The following is a 13,938-nucleotide window of genomic DNA, read 5'->3' on the forward strand; positions in this document are numbered from 1 at the left end:
GTGCCCCAAAATCATACTGGTGCCAAATAATTTCGCCTATCATACTCTCTTTTATTTCTGATAATTTTACAAGCAACTTCAGAATCTGACTTACCTCTTACCATTTTTTCCTCCCTTCTTATCAAAGTACATGAGCTGATGTCGTAAATAAAAATCATATACCAATGAGAGATTAATATAGAAGTCACTCACTCTTGTATACCGCGTATGATCATTCGGACTCTGTTTCCCTAAAACAACATTACACCATGGCTTGGGAACAAAACTTCCATTAATATCAACATCGGTAATAACATATTTATATACAACAAGGTCTCTCCAACCATTGTAAATCCTGCTAAAATTCTGATCGATAGCATCACCAGTAAAATTAAGCTTCGCTAATTGCTTCCAGATCTGACTGGTCCAAGAATGATTCTTCCAAGTTTGCGAATCCGCTATAGATGAAAACTCATCAAGAATAAGATATCTCAATTCATTCCAGGACTCATTATCACGGATATCCCGGAAGACATCTTCCAGTTGTGCAAGGCATTCGCCAGGATCATCAGCATCCAAACGCCCATCTTCAGCCCTTAGATCATTGCCGAACTCATCATGAATAATTACATTAGAATACAGCTTTGCACCCCTGCAATAAGCCTGTATGCCTTTTAAAACAGCAAATGCGGTCTTACCAGTACCAGGCAGACCAACATCCGCACTCAGGCACAACGGCATGTAATACAGAGGAAGATTGGCTATATAAGCCATCTTCGGAGTAATCAAGGTCATACCGAGTTTTCAGTCTCTAATGTCGTTGTGCGCTTCTTATCAGCCACATATACGCGCGTATTAGCGACCTTGATATATCCCTCGACATTCTTACCGTTAACAGACCCAGAGAGTTCTATTGACTCATCTATGAATGCCTTGACCACATCAACCTTCTGATCTGAATAATATCTCTGCAAAGCCAGGGACCGCGCAAATACCGTGACCTGGAAGGAACTCAGCCAGGCTTTGAACTTACGATCTATAGCATTGATGAGAACTGCCGGATCTACTATCTTCGCCTGTGTAACACCATTAAAGGGAGAGTCCATTATTAACCTCCCTTCGTAACAGCCACGTTCTTTAAGACCTCAACTATCCCGGATCTCATCATCTCAAATCCATCTTTCATTGATGAGCCAATTATGCCGGTCATCATCAGTACAAGAATAACACCGGCAGCCGCAGCTATGACAACACCATAAAACATAATCCGCATATCCGGGATACCCGTCATGCCAAGAAGCTCAGCATTGCGATTATTCATCTTGTTATAGGCGACATAAGCGTCAAAGGTAAACTTACCGAATTTCTTTTTATCCTCTTCCGACCAGGTATCATAATTCTCCTTATTCATCTTGATCTCAACAAGAGCCATAACCTCCGCCCATTTAGAGAAATCAACAGGCTCACGACAGCCTTCAATCACAAACATAAAATAGCTACGCCGAATTAGAAAGAGATTCTTAACATCATAGGTACAGTTATCCCAATTAATAGTATTCTGCTGCACAGGCTTTACAACGTAAGCCCTGTGATCAACCTTTCCCGTTTTCTTAAGACGAATAACGGTAAACGAATTATAATACCACATCCGCAGAAACCCATCACGGAAACGCTCCCAGCAATATATAATGAAATTACCATGCGGAAGCGGAAACGAAGGCTTAGAATAAGAAACATCTTCTAATTTCTTCTCCCCTGCTGAAGCATCACCTGATCTCTCCTCACCGGATACAATAAGCTTCTGAGACTTCTTACGCCTCTCCCATCTTGTATATACCCAGATGATTATAATCGCAGCCAGTACCCAGTAAAAAGTTATTCCAAACATTTCACCAATAGGCAAACGCCCGGTAAGATAATTTATCAGATATCTCTCTAAACTCATATTTTTTCACCCGCGTGTAGCTTCCACAAAACGATAATACGCCATCAATGCAAAGCCGCACATTAATGCAATGACCATACCTGAAAGCAGGTAAGCATATTGATCCGTATGATCAATGAAAGTGAAACCCATCCACATCGAATAAACTACACCTGCTATCGGTATAAAGAAAGTTTTCTTGATCTTTGCAGAGCCAAGAAGCAAACCGAATAATAACAAAACACTCCCAAGATTTTCCAGCATATTCTCAATCCCTCCGGAATTAATAGCACTGTTATTAGCCTCAATAGTCACATTCGTAAGATTTGTTACCTGAGTTACATTCGTTACCTGCTGAGTGATATTAGTAACCTGGGTAATGTTGGTTACATTCGTAACATTATTCACAGTTATCACCTGAGAATAATTCAGAGTCTCAATATACACAGTCCCCGACAGATACACATTTGTCGGCTTAGTTACCCACGTTGGAGTAACAACTTTAATCTCAAAATAATGTCCCATCTGGACCGGCACATTCATAGAAAAATTGTAAAACAGCTTATTTGCATTAGTACTTGATACGTTTGACACAAAATACTCAACCGAATTATCATATCTCAAATAAGTTTGTATTGTTTCACCAGAACCTGCAACAGAAGCTGCATACCAGCCAATGAAAATACGAGTAATATTTCCAGACACAGGGATATACGCACGAACACTTCCAGAACTCGGGTTTAACCAGCTCCCTGCAATTCCATCAAAGTAATAAGCAGTCGCATTAGCCGGACTCCCAATATCAGAAGTTAAGGACATGGCATACCCATCAGTGATATTAACAGTATCAGCCCTTGCAATCGTTATCGATAAAAATATCATCAACAGACCTGCTATGAACTGAACCTTTTTATTTCGCGAGAAATAAAGAAAAGTACGAAGGGTACTCATGAACCACCACCACGAATCAGGAAAACACCAGCTCCGATAAGCATCAGATCATGAGGCAATATCACAAGCATATTAACTACAGATGGAATCCTGGAATCCTGGAATGAAGCAAGCCGCCATAAGAAATTTCCATATTCATATGCCGCTTCCAGATATCCCATAAACCCCGAGCCAAAGGAATCCTCATTGGTATGAGATGTATTAAATTCATCTCCATAAGTGAATAGAAACGCGTTCTCATCCTCGGTATTATAAATATCATTAACATACCATCCTATAAAGGAATAAAGGACGATAACATAAAAAATTATCAATAAATTCCCCTGAGCACCCATATCATCCCTTCTTGAGCATTGCCGCAAACGTGCCAGCTGCAAGTATGCCAATCACAACAGCATATGACATAGGGAGCAAAGATGCTGATACATCAATCCACAGGCCCATTAAAGCACCTACCATCCCGAAAATGGGATGAGGTATAGCTTTAAACAATACAAAGGCACATAAAGCCATAATCGCCATCGCAACAGCCCCTAGAGTAGCAGGACTTGATCCAAACCAGGCATATATCAAAGACTTGAAATTGTAGAAGAAATCACCTTCAACTTCGCCTTCACCGAAGCCGCCGGTAGCACTAACCTTAAGTACGACATTAATTGAAACCTTAGCATCACCACCACGATCTACAAGACTAATCTTCAATATCTGCTCTTTCTCAGGAAAATTAGATGTACTTATATTAACAGAACCAGTGTCCTTGACAGAAACAGACCTCCCTAATGCAATCCCGTTACTGTCATAGACAATCAACTGAGTGCTCGCAGGGGAAACATATTTTACCACGAACGAACTACCCCAATTCACTGAGGAAGGAGCAGACAAATTATACCCATTATCTGAAATAGGACTCAATTCAGCAATCGCAGTATTCCCACCTGAGATATTCGCTATATATCTCCCAGGAGGATAAGTAGCACTTGAAGTATCAAATAAATAATCTACAGGCGCAGATGTCTGAGACTGAGTGACAGGATAAGAAGGAAGAACAGAACCATTAGGATATTTAACCGTAATATTCTGACTCCCTGAAGGTACAGTAACAACTAAATGCATCGTTTGATTCATATAATAAAGTTCAGATGTCCACGAGACAGTTGGATCACTGCTATCAATCACAAAAGTATCTGATAACTTAGGAGTCCAACCAATACATAAATCAGTTAAAGGCACACAAAAGCTAGTACCTTCAATAACAGCATTATAAGTACCTATCCTAAGCTGCCTCATCAGAATAGAACCCTGCCAATCTGGAATTACTTTAGACTCAGAACCATAAACATCAACAGGCTCATCGACACCGAAAGGATATATCGCTATCCGGTAATTAAAATAATCATGCAAAAGCTTATAATTAATTATCGGAGGAGAACCATAATAAGATGGATCAGGAGTTACTTTTATAGAATAATTCAAAACAATGGGAGTAACATTTGTCGAATTTATAACCATATCCTGAACAAATGTTCGATACGATGAATTAAATGTAAGATTCACATATTTTATTTCATAATTCTCTTTAGAATAAGAGATATTAACACCACTCTCCAAAGGCACAAACATAGAATAAGTACCATCCACCCCTGTTTCTACATTATAAGCAGAATTATAATAAACCAGAGCACCAGGAAGAGGTTTGAGATTACAACCAGTACCCGCACAAGTAACAGTCACATAATGATTAAAAGCAAATTCACCATTGCCTGTAGCATGGAACCACAACCACAGCTTGATCTTCTTATTCCCATTACGATCTACATCAATAAAATTCCTATCCTTACCTACTAACATCTGACCTTTACCAGTATCTACACCGGCAATATTAAAATCAAGCCACCCGGGTTCTTTCCTCCAGTCGTCCCCATACTGATCAAGATCGTCCGAAAAGCCATAACTCACAACACCATTACATGACGACCTGTAGATATTCAAATTTGCGTAAACCGTATTCATATTCGAAGTATTACTGAAATCGAATATCTCATCACTGAAATAATTCCCACCTTGCGAGCAATTAAAAGTAACAGTTGCGCCACCATTATTCGGACCCTGCAAAAGCCAGTTCTCAAAATCAACAAACGCCCTTAAATTCGCAGGAACACTAGAAAAGTACTTTACCCAGTATTCAACAAAACCCCACATAAAACAACCAAGACCACACACATTCTCAGTAGTATATCCAATAGATACCTCAACAAACTGAATCTCTCCACTATTTGATGAAAATGTATTCACAACATTAACATCAAAATAAGTCCTTACCTCAGAAGTCTCAGAAGAAAGATAACGAAGTTTTCCACCTTTATAGACAATCTCATCAGCAACTACATTACCATTCTCCAACAATCGCAATCTTGCAGGATTACCTGATATATCCAAATCCTGTAGTTTTATCACATACTCCCTGCCATCTATAGGCTCAAGAGCCAATGAAGCAGCCATTGTACCACCTAAAAAAATCTTCCAGAGATGTCCACCATTATCAAGCACCTGCCTCATTCTATTCAAATTACCGGATATAGCCTGAGTATTATCCTGTTCCGTATATTCAAAAACAGTACCATAAACTCGCCCCATAGTTGATGTCAAAGTAAAATTATTATTTACTCCCCCTACATCAAAATGCTGAGTTCCCGAAATAGAAGTAAACCCATCTGCTGAAATATCATACATATAATCCCCACTTTCATAAATAGTAGCATTATACAGACCAGCAGCATCAGTATAAACGAGATCACTGTATGTCACATTACTTATTTTCACAGACGCACGCCAAACAGGATTACCAGCCGTATCATTGACATAACCAGAAGGATCATAGCCCATTGAAGAAGCACTCATAGAGACACTATGAACACTTCTTGTACCCAAGAATGAACTATTATATCCCCATACAGCAAGATTTATAAAATCTCCAACAATCAAATCCTGTTCGAGATAATTTGTATAATCATATCCTGAATAAGTCTCATTTACATAATTACCGGCTACAATACCCTGCTCTATAACATCAAAGGAATCAGTGGAATTATAACCACGACCATGATCCCAAGTTACATTCCCCTTTAAAATGCCATTAACACCACTAATAGACTCATTTAACTCCAAAGTATTATCTGTCTGACTACTAAAACTGTATATATGTCCACTATCAGGCAACAAACCTTCATATACCAATTTTATCTCTTCATCAGTTAAAGACCTGTTCCATATATTCAAATCCTCTATAGCTCCCTCAAATTCCCCTTTTAAATCCGCAGAACCTAACCTGAAAGGCGCATTACCATTACCAGGCGTTATTACGAGCTTACCAGTTGAACCATCATATACATCACTATCTCTAAGCTTTCCGTTCTTGTATAGGTAAGTCTTATTACTATCCACTTTACCCACAATATTCATCCATTCGCCCGGTACAATTGGGTCTTGAACATAACTGCCAACACCCAGACCACCAACCAGATTAAATAAATAAAATGACATTCGGTTAGGTCTTGTACCACCCGATTTGTTATATATCCTAAAACCATACTCGTTCTCATTAGTTCCCATCTTCCCTGCATACATCAGATAACAACCCTCATTAGGAAGCAGAGTACCATTCACAATCTTATCCCCTGATACAGTACAATTTCCAAAATCAACCACATCAGGTCGAACCCACAATGATATAGTCAAACCAGAACTCGTAACAGATAAATTATCTACATCAGGAACCTCAGTGATACCATAAGTACCATTATACCGAGTAACATAAGGCGCACCTTCATGCCATGAAAAATTTATATAATCTGCAAGTACATCAACACCCATCCCCCAAGGATCACCAGGCAGATAATTTTGAGGAATATCAAAACTTCTTGTACCTGTATTTACTTCCAATCCCGTCTCATCCTGTAAATACCCGGTATATTCATAAATTCCAGGGTCTAAATCATAAAATGCATTCTCTATTTGATTAACAACCCTTGCATCATCAGAAGCAGCAACTTCATACTCAGATAACGCTCTATTCCATAATTTCACATCATCTATGGTTCCATTAACATACCAAGTATCTGAATAAGAATAACGACCAATAGTCAAATTATCTATTGATGGAGTAAAGCCCTCAACAGCCATACTATTAACAAAAGTTCCATTAAGATACGATCTAACTAAAGTTCCATCATAGGTCACAACAGGATGATACCACACACCAGCCGTTACACTCCCAAAATCAAGATAATGCCGAGTCGCATTATCATCATAAAAGTAAAATCTAAAATACTGACCACTACCCTTAACAAGATTAAAGCCCCAACCAGTCGGACCCGAGCGACCCTTTGATACAATCGCCTGTACACCCGTAGTATTATCAAATTTTACCCAGGCATCAACAGAAAACGCATTATCGAAAAGTATGTTATAATTACTTGCAACAGTAACATGATTTGAACCATCCAAAGTAATACCATTCCCAAACATACCATCACCATAACCAGGAGTTCCCACCCAGGAAACATCATTATGATTACCGCTACTATCAGTTGTATCAAGATTGAACTTATACCAGGCAGACAAATCATCATCAAAATCAATTATAGATGACGATCTGTTCAAAACACCCACAGAATAAGTAGCTATTGTCACATTACTTGCATATGGTAGTACAACTCCATCATCAGGAGTAGGATCAATAAACTCTATTGACAACCCCTCAATTATATTAACAGTCGTTTGAGCCAATAAAACGCAATTAATATACCCTGAATTACATGAAGCTAATTCAGAAGTCCATACTCCAATAGAACTATTACTTATCTGCCACAGGTGACTACCCTTATACGAATCACCATTCATGTACGTTACATTTACCACGCTCGAATTTGGAGCGATCAATTTTAAAGTGTAATACCCACCAACGGTATAATTCCGTATCTGATATGAACGATATATCTCAGTCCCCTGCCCTACATTATGCACCCTATGAGTACCATTAGGATCAGAAGTGAACGTAGCATATGTTTCGATACCAGTGTTAAAAGAAGTCAACGGACTTGTAACATTAACACAATGAGTATAACACCAGTTATCAACCGCGTAAATCTGCCATTGATAATATTCATCGAAATTAAAACCCGATGCCTGGCAACTTAAACCAGTTACCCCGCTACATTCTGGAAGCTTAACAAAAATACCGGACTCGTCCCTATTAGCCTTAACATAATAGTGAACCGGATTATCACCATCCAAATCAGTTACAGCATTCCACGAAAAACCAACAGTAGCATTTTCCTGCTCATAATCCAACTTATAACCAACATTGGTTGAACCATCCACCGGACTAACTTTCACAGGGTAACTAGGAGAAAGAACACTATTATCCCAGGTATATGTAAAAATAAACAGCATATCTTCAGTAGAACTTCCATATCCAGACCATCCCGAAGGAGAATAAAACGACATATACCCATCATGATACCTATTCTGCCACGTTCCCCAAATGATATATCCACCATTATAACTAGCCGGTGTCTCTGGCTCCACAACTATAGCGTATCTCTTCCATGATGGATTAGTCAAAGTACAATCTCCCAAATCCGGCGTTATCCAACCTATCATTTATAACCAAAGAAGATACAACAGCAGAGCAAACTACTGTATCAGACGGCTTAGCATACTTAGTATTGACATCCCCAAGAACTAACGAGATTCTAAGCCCTGTACCTGGATTACCCGATTTCTGAACATAGATACTTGCCTGATCAAAGGAAACACGATTCGGACTAACAATAGAAAACGTCTGAGCGACCTTATCACCAACACCCAAATAATATGAATAGTTCTTAGTAGACTGGGTTATAGTCGCCTGAGACAAAGCATCGACAGGCAGAATTAAAGCAGACAAAACAAGAATGACAGAGAACAGAAGAATAAAACTTCTCATAAAATTCATAAAATCATCTCCAACAAACTTTTACAATCGGCGGGCTGAGAAGCGCTACAAGCACTTACACCAGATTCCCGTTCTAAAAGTTCTTTTTTTCTTTTATATTTTAAATTATACTCAATATTATATTCCCGTTGCCAGTTTCTCTTTCTTTCAATCACTTCAAGAGCATGCTGATTAGTACAACGAAGCTTCTGATTCTTACCTGGATGAACATCACACCCATTAATCCTCAATCCCGCTGCAGCAAAAGAAACAACACCCGTTACTTTATTGACATTTACCTTAACTACAGAAGAAACAACATATTTTTCCCCAACATTTAAACTAACTAAAACAGTCTTATGCCAATAAGATTCTCTTGCATATTTCCTATCCACCCTAATTTTATTGCACGCTGCAACAGTATCAGGAAGCCTTACAATGTTCCACCACTTCCTATCATAAAAAAACAACCGCCGTTCATATACTGTATTAAAAAATTTTCTCAGTGTCCGAAAGCACGTATAGTTATACCTGCAACGATCGCAATACCGAAGACAGGTATCAAAGAGCCACCTGTATTCCAGGTCGATTTATCCGAAGCAGACGCATTCGCCATGGCGCCACCAGCCGCAGTCGCAGCAGTCCAGTCTGCATTTGCCTGAGGAAGCATCGTCGAAGCCAGCTTCATCACAATGATGCCACCTACAATCAGCACCATCAGAGACTTAGCATTAACTTCAGCCGCCTCATTCTTCAGGAAGCCCGGAACATCGCTGACCTCTTTATCATCAAGAAAGAGCTTTATTCTCTTTCCCGATGCCTGCATGCCGGAAACAAGCTTATCAAGGCTTACACAGCCCATGCACGCAAGCTGCCCCTGCATGCCAACAGCGATAATTTTGTCTGCAAATCTATCCTTGGCATCCCGCACTTTTAATAGAGTGCTTGAGCCTTCAATATGTTCTCTCAGACCACTATTTATCTGGTCCTTGAGATGTTCTAATTTCTGTCCTACGGTGTACATTTTATCACCAATTAAGGTCAGAAAAAACACAAGTATAAAAACCCCTTATTTTTAATCGATTAAATTATCGATAACCTAATCGATAATCGCTCAAATTTTTTCATAAAAAACACTTAATTTACCTGATATTATTTTAATTAACAAAGATATATAATATCATGTCGCACCCTTAGAAAAAGGATTCTTCTCACGATGAATCTGTTTCAATTTATTATTATCCTTCGCTACATAGCTCATTGTCGATGTTATACTCTTATGACCCATCAGGTCTTTGATATCCTTTACATCAACACCCTGAAAATGCAAATGAGTAGCAAAACTCGCACGAATGCGATGCGAACCCATTCCAAAATATTTCAAAAATACTTTTTTATAACCCTGATATTTCATTGGCTTTCCCTTTTTGCTGCCAATCGTGTACCAGAGCCGCTTTCCATTTGGATAATTTGAATAATACCACTCTTTCAGCTTCTTAAGAGTCTCCTGATCCAAATAGACATATCCATCTCCTCCGCCTTTCCTCTTTGGAATATACACCTCACCAGTATCCCAGTTGATATCCTCCTGAGGATTACAAGCAAGGGACTCTGAAGCCCTCCAGCCAGTTACATAGGCGCAGCGAATAATAAAATAATCACGAACCGCAACCTCATAACGGTTCCCCTTCCTGAATTTTATAAACATCTCATCAAGAGTTTTTATTACTTCCTCATGCGGAACGTAAATAACTTCTTTCTTCGGAACCCTGACATTATCCACTTTCCTAGTAGGATCTTCAGATATCAAATCATTTCTATACAGAAACTTAAAAAACGTCTTTACATTAGATATCGAAGTTTGCATAGAGGACGGTTTAAAACCTTTTAGAGCAACGAAGTCCAGATAATCATCAATTACCTCACAGGTTACAGCCCTAACGTCCTGATAAGCCTCAGGATGAGTTCCAAAGAGCCATTTACCAAAGGGTCTGAAGAAATCATTCTTATATTGAATAGTTCGCTGTGAAAAATTCCGTCTTATCATCCAAGCCCTATATTTTTCCATAGCTTTTTCAAAAGTTAACATATACGACAATCAGGAAAAACCGACCTCTATATATAGAGACAAGTTTTAATCGATAATTTAATCGATTACCTAATCGATATCACCGATACCTAAATATGTAAAAAAGCGCCTCTTATGATGGGAGATAACGGGAGAACTCCCGAAAAGCATAAGGAGTGAATATGTTATATCCGTTTGGCGATAAAAAACCATCTGTGCCGGAGAGCACTTTTATAGCAGAGACCGCGTGCGTCATAGGGGATGTATCGATAGGGGAAAAATCAAGTATCTGGTTCAACTCTGTTGTCCGGGGTGACAGGGGAAAGATCATCATAGGGCGGGGCTGTAATATCCAGGATAGCGCTGTCATACACGCGGATGAATCAAATGTCGAGATAGGCAATGGCGTTACCATCGGTCACGGCTGTGTCATGCACGGCTGCCTGGTAAAGGATAATGCGCTTATTGGTATGAACGCTACTATATTGCACCGCGCCGAAATCGGGGAATCTGCTATTATCGGGGCAGGGGCACTTGTCCCGCCTGGTCACAAAATCCCGGCGAACAGTGTTGTGTTCGGGATACCATGCAAGCATGTGAGGACAACAACAGAGGCGGACCTGCAAATCATAAAAAATACCCTGAAGAATTATGAGGAATTGACCGAGAAATACCTGAAAATGAAAGGTAAGCACTAATGCGGAATATAGAAATAGATGAACTTGGCGCAACCCCCATCACTGAGAGAAAAGTAGAGGTCGTTGAAAGAAAAGGACTTGGGCATCCCGATTATATCTGCGATTCGATAATGAACCAGGTCTCTGTCGAACTCTCAAAGGAATATATGGGGCGGTTCGGGACTATCATGCACCACAATATCGACAAGGGAATGCTTGTGGCTGGAGAGGTAAAAACGAAATTCGGCGGAGGCGTGATATTAAAGCCGATGCGTATTATTTTTGGTGACAGGGCCACTTTTGAGGTGGAAGGCGAGTTCATTGATGTAAATAATATTGCAATAGATACTGCAAAACAATGGTTAAGAGATAACATGCGGTTTGTCAATCCGGATTTGATCGAGTACCAGGTCGAAATCGCCAGCGGCTCGGCTGAGCTTACGGATATCTTCAAGCGAAAAAACGCTATTCTCGGAGCCAATGATACCTCGGCTGCCGTCGGGTATGCCCCGATGACACCGACTGAGACCATAGTGCTTGAAACCGAAAAACACCTGAATTCCCCGGGTTTTAAAGAAAGGTTCCCCGAATCCGGGGAGGATATTAAAGTCATGGGACTCAGGATCGGGAATGAACTCCAATTGACAGTCGCCGACCCGCTTGTGGATATGTTCATAGAATCAGAGAGAGGTTATTTCCAAAAAAAAGACGAACTCCTGGAAGAGATAAAAGCGTACGTATCCGAACGAACGGAACTTCGGACTTCTGTTTATTTAAACATGCTGGACAGGGAAGGAAGAGGCATGGGCGGGATATATCTTACGGTAACAGGTACTTCAGCCGAGGATGCGGATTCAGGCCAGGTGGGAAGGGGGAACCGCGTGAACGGCATCATTCCTCTTAACCGCCCTGTGAGCAGCGAGGCCGCGGCAGGGAAAAATCCTGTGAGCCATGTCGGGAAGATTTACAACGTACTGAGCCACAGGATCGCCAGTGAGATATACATGAACGTCCCCGATCTCAGGGAAGTGTATGTGTGGCTGCTGAGCCAGATAGGTGAACCCATCGACCAGCCGAAGATAGCTGCTGCGCAGGTGATAATGGAGAAAGGGTCGATCGGGAGCGTGGAGAAAGAGATAAACGAGGTCATTGATAAGGAGCTTGCGAACATCCGGGAGTTCTGCATGGAACTGGCGTATGGGAGGATAGCGGTGGTCTAAATTATTTTAATTTACCTATTCGTTCTCAATACTACCACAATAAATCTCATCCTGTTCACGCAAAACATTTTCTAATTGTTTTAATCCAGTTTTTCTAAAATTTCCAAGTTTTTTCATGAACTCAGAAAAGTTCTCAAATTCTATATACCAAATATTTTTGCATCCTTTGGTATATTCTTCTGAAAACTTTGCGGTTACTGGATAAACTAATTGTATTTCTGGAAACATTTGTTTAAAAAATAAAACACCTAATGTTTGTAGTTTGCTACCAGTTGGAGCAATAATGCATTTATGTGTATTGATCTATAACCTGTTTGATAAATTCAAGTGTTATAGCGTTGGGTCTCTTTTTTAGAAAATTACTTAGATTTTCGCCAGGTACATATTCCCATAAAATACATGCATACGAATTGCCATCAAATACTTCATAAGGTTCATTTTCATGAGGTTTGTGGTCGTGATATTGCGCTACTTGTGGGATTCCTTCTAATTTTGCAACCTTAATTATTTCCATTTGCCAGTTTGATTTTAATTTTTTCAGGGGAATTATTTTAATTGCTCTATAATGATCTATATCTTTATTATAAGCTTTATAAACAACACCTACTTTTCCGTTACCAATTTCTTCAATTAATTCGTAGTTAAAAAATCTTTTTCCTCTTAATTGATTAAATGGCGGAAGATTTGAATTTCTCAATTTCTACCCCACCTTTTTCATAACAACTATCCACTCATTTTTTGTACAAGCCCCTTCTTTTCTTGCCCTTCTAAAAGTGGGGACTTCATCTTGAATGAAATCCTCACAATCAAAGGAACCCATGCTATTTGCAATATCAATAACTGCTAATGCTGTATTAATCGATTTCTTGGATTTATTCACATCTCCAAGAACAAATACACAATAGGAATTCATTTTCAAAGCTGGATATAAATTCTTAATTACAGTTCTCATTAAATTTTTAAAATCTTCTAGGTTACGTGGGCTTTTTGTATCATATTTTTTATAATCTTTTTCTCCCAAGAACCATAATCTCAACCTATTGTCTCTTGCATAATCTAAGGCATTCATGTACGGAGGGCTTGATATTATAGCATCAATACTATTATCTGGCAGAACTATAGCAAGATTCCAAAATTGCCGTAAA

At 39.4% G+C, this 13,938-nt stretch carries 15 protein-coding genes; 2 read left to right on the forward strand and 13 right to left on the reverse strand.

Going from position 1 to position 13,938, the window contains the following annotated elements; translation table 11 throughout:
• Positions 1-90: 90 nt before the first annotated feature.
• The 10 genes from MNV_RS14545 to MNV_RS14590 all read right to left on the reverse strand — a co-directional run bounded on the left by MNV_RS14545 (position 91) and on the right by MNV_RS14590 (position 10,917).
• Positions 91-753 carry a hypothetical protein gene (locus tag MNV_RS14545; RefSeq protein ID WP_143311811.1) on the reverse strand — a complete coding sequence of 221 codons (663 nt, stop codon included), beginning with the start codon at positions 751-753 and terminating at the stop codon, positions 91-93.
• A 17-nt stretch (positions 754-770) separates the two neighbouring features.
• Positions 771-1,085 carry a hypothetical protein gene (locus MNV_RS14550; protein ID WP_096206675.1) on the reverse strand — a complete coding sequence of 105 codons (315 nt, stop codon included), beginning with the start codon at positions 1,083-1,085 and terminating at the stop codon, positions 771-773.
• 2 nt (positions 1,086-1,087) lie between these two features.
• On the reverse strand, positions 1,088-1,924 hold the full coding sequence (locus MNV_RS14555) for a hypothetical protein (RefSeq protein WP_096206676.1): 837 nt from the start codon (positions 1,922-1,924) through the stop codon (positions 1,088-1,090).
• Between the two features lie 6 nt (positions 1,925-1,930).
• Positions 1,931-2,854, reverse strand: coding sequence for a hypothetical protein (locus MNV_RS14560; protein WP_096206677.1), 924 nt, complete (start codon positions 2,852-2,854; stop codon positions 1,931-1,933).
• Positions 2,851-3,168: a hypothetical protein gene (locus MNV_RS14565; RefSeq protein WP_143311812.1), complete on the reverse strand. Its 318-nt coding sequence runs from the start codon at positions 3,166-3,168 to the stop codon at positions 2,851-2,853. The genes MNV_RS14560 and MNV_RS14565 overlap by 4 nt, the downstream gene beginning before the upstream one ends.
• Before the next feature lie 22 nt (positions 3,169-3,190).
• On the reverse strand, positions 3,191-8,476 hold the full coding sequence (locus tag MNV_RS14570; RefSeq protein WP_179294008.1) for a LamG-like jellyroll fold domain-containing protein: 5,286 nt from the start codon (positions 8,474-8,476) through the stop codon (positions 3,191-3,193).
• Entirely contained in the window at positions 8,469-8,849 is a 381-nt protein-coding gene (locus tag MNV_RS14575) for a hypothetical protein (RefSeq protein ID WP_096206680.1), read from the reverse strand. The genes MNV_RS14570 and MNV_RS14575 overlap by 8 nt, the downstream gene beginning before the upstream one ends.
• Positions 8,846-9,223, reverse strand: coding sequence for a hypothetical protein (locus tag MNV_RS14580; RefSeq protein WP_143311813.1), 378 nt, complete (start codon positions 9,221-9,223; stop codon positions 8,846-8,848). Before MNV_RS14580 ends, MNV_RS14575 begins: the two co-directional genes overlap by 4 nt.
• Positions 9,224-9,330: 107 nt before the next feature.
• Positions 9,331-9,852 (reverse strand): hypothetical protein, encoded by a 522-nt coding sequence (locus MNV_RS14585; protein ID WP_096206682.1) that lies wholly within the window; start codon positions 9,850-9,852, stop codon positions 9,331-9,333.
• A 156-nt stretch (positions 9,853-10,008) separates the two neighbouring features.
• On the reverse strand, positions 10,009-10,917 hold the full coding sequence (locus MNV_RS14590; RefSeq protein WP_096206683.1) for a tyrosine-type recombinase/integrase: 909 nt from the start codon (positions 10,915-10,917) through the stop codon (positions 10,009-10,011).
• Positions 10,918-11,078: 161 nt separating this feature from the next.
• Here MNV_RS14590 and MNV_RS14595 point away from each other — a divergent pair, with 161 nt between their 5' ends.
• The gene (locus MNV_RS14595; RefSeq protein ID WP_096206684.1) at positions 11,079-11,594 is read left to right on the forward strand and encodes a gamma carbonic anhydrase family protein; all 516 of its coding nucleotides are present in this window, start codon (positions 11,079-11,081) and stop codon (positions 11,592-11,594) included.
• Positions 11,594-12,793, forward strand: a complete 1,200-nt coding sequence (locus MNV_RS14600) for a methionine adenosyltransferase (protein WP_096206685.1) — start codon at positions 11,594-11,596, stop codon at positions 12,791-12,793. Before MNV_RS14595 ends, MNV_RS14600 begins: the two co-directional genes overlap by 1 nt.
• 15 nt (positions 12,794-12,808) lie before the next feature.
• Here MNV_RS14600 and MNV_RS14605 read toward each other — a convergent pair whose 3' ends face one another.
• The 3 genes from MNV_RS14605 to MNV_RS14615 all read right to left on the reverse strand — a co-directional run.
• Complete coding sequence (locus MNV_RS14605; RefSeq protein WP_096206686.1) at positions 12,809-13,021, reverse strand: hypothetical protein; 213 nt, start codon at positions 13,019-13,021, stop codon at positions 12,809-12,811.
• Between the two features lie 61 nt (positions 13,022-13,082).
• A complete protein-coding gene (locus MNV_RS14610; protein WP_096206687.1) occupies positions 13,083-13,490 on the reverse strand; it encodes a protein kinase domain-containing protein in 408 nt (135 codons plus the stop codon).
• A 3-nt stretch (positions 13,491-13,493) separates the two neighbouring features.
• Positions 13,494-13,938: DNA methyltransferase (locus MNV_RS14615; protein WP_218838042.1), on the reverse strand; the 445-nt coding region annotated here is incomplete at its 5' end.

Source organism: Candidatus Methanoperedens nitratireducens, assembly GCF_900196725.1.
Classification (GTDB): domain Archaea; phylum Halobacteriota; class Methanosarcinia; order Methanosarcinales; family Methanoperedenaceae; genus Methanoperedens; species Methanoperedens nitroreducens_A.

Coding starts and splice junctions, on each gene's coding strand:
- MNV_RS14545 (WP_143311811.1), bottom strand. CDS start 753: ATGGCTTATATAGCCAATCTTCCTCTGTATTACATGCCGTTGTGCCTG.
- MNV_RS14550 (WP_096206675.1), bottom strand. CDS start 1,085: ATGGACTCTCCCTTTAATGGTGTTACACAGGCGAAGATAGTAGATCCG.
- MNV_RS14555 (WP_096206676.1), bottom strand. CDS start 1,924: ATGAGTTTAGAGAGATATCTGATAAATTATCTTACCGGGCGTTTGCCT.
- MNV_RS14560 (WP_096206677.1), bottom strand. CDS start 2,854: ATGAGTACCCTTCGTACTTTTCTTTATTTCTCGCGAAATAAAAAGGTT.
- MNV_RS14575 (WP_096206680.1), bottom strand. CDS start 8,849: ATGAATTTTATGAGAAGTTTTATTCTTCTGTTCTCTGTCATTCTTGTT.
- MNV_RS14585 (WP_096206682.1), bottom strand. CDS start 9,852: ATGTACACCGTAGGACAGAAATTAGAACATCTCAAGGACCAGATAAAT.
- MNV_RS14590 (WP_096206683.1), bottom strand. CDS start 10,917: ATGTTAACTTTTGAAAAAGCTATGGAAAAATATAGGGCTTGGATGATA.
- MNV_RS14595 (WP_096206684.1), top strand. CDS start 11,079: ATGTTATATCCGTTTGGCGATAAAAAACCATCTGTGCCGGAGAGCACT.
- MNV_RS14600 (WP_096206685.1), top strand. CDS start 11,594: ATGCGGAATATAGAAATAGATGAACTTGGCGCAACCCCCATCACTGAG.
- MNV_RS14605 (WP_096206686.1), bottom strand. CDS start 13,021: ATGTTTCCAGAAATACAATTAGTTTATCCAGTAACCGCAAAGTTTTCA.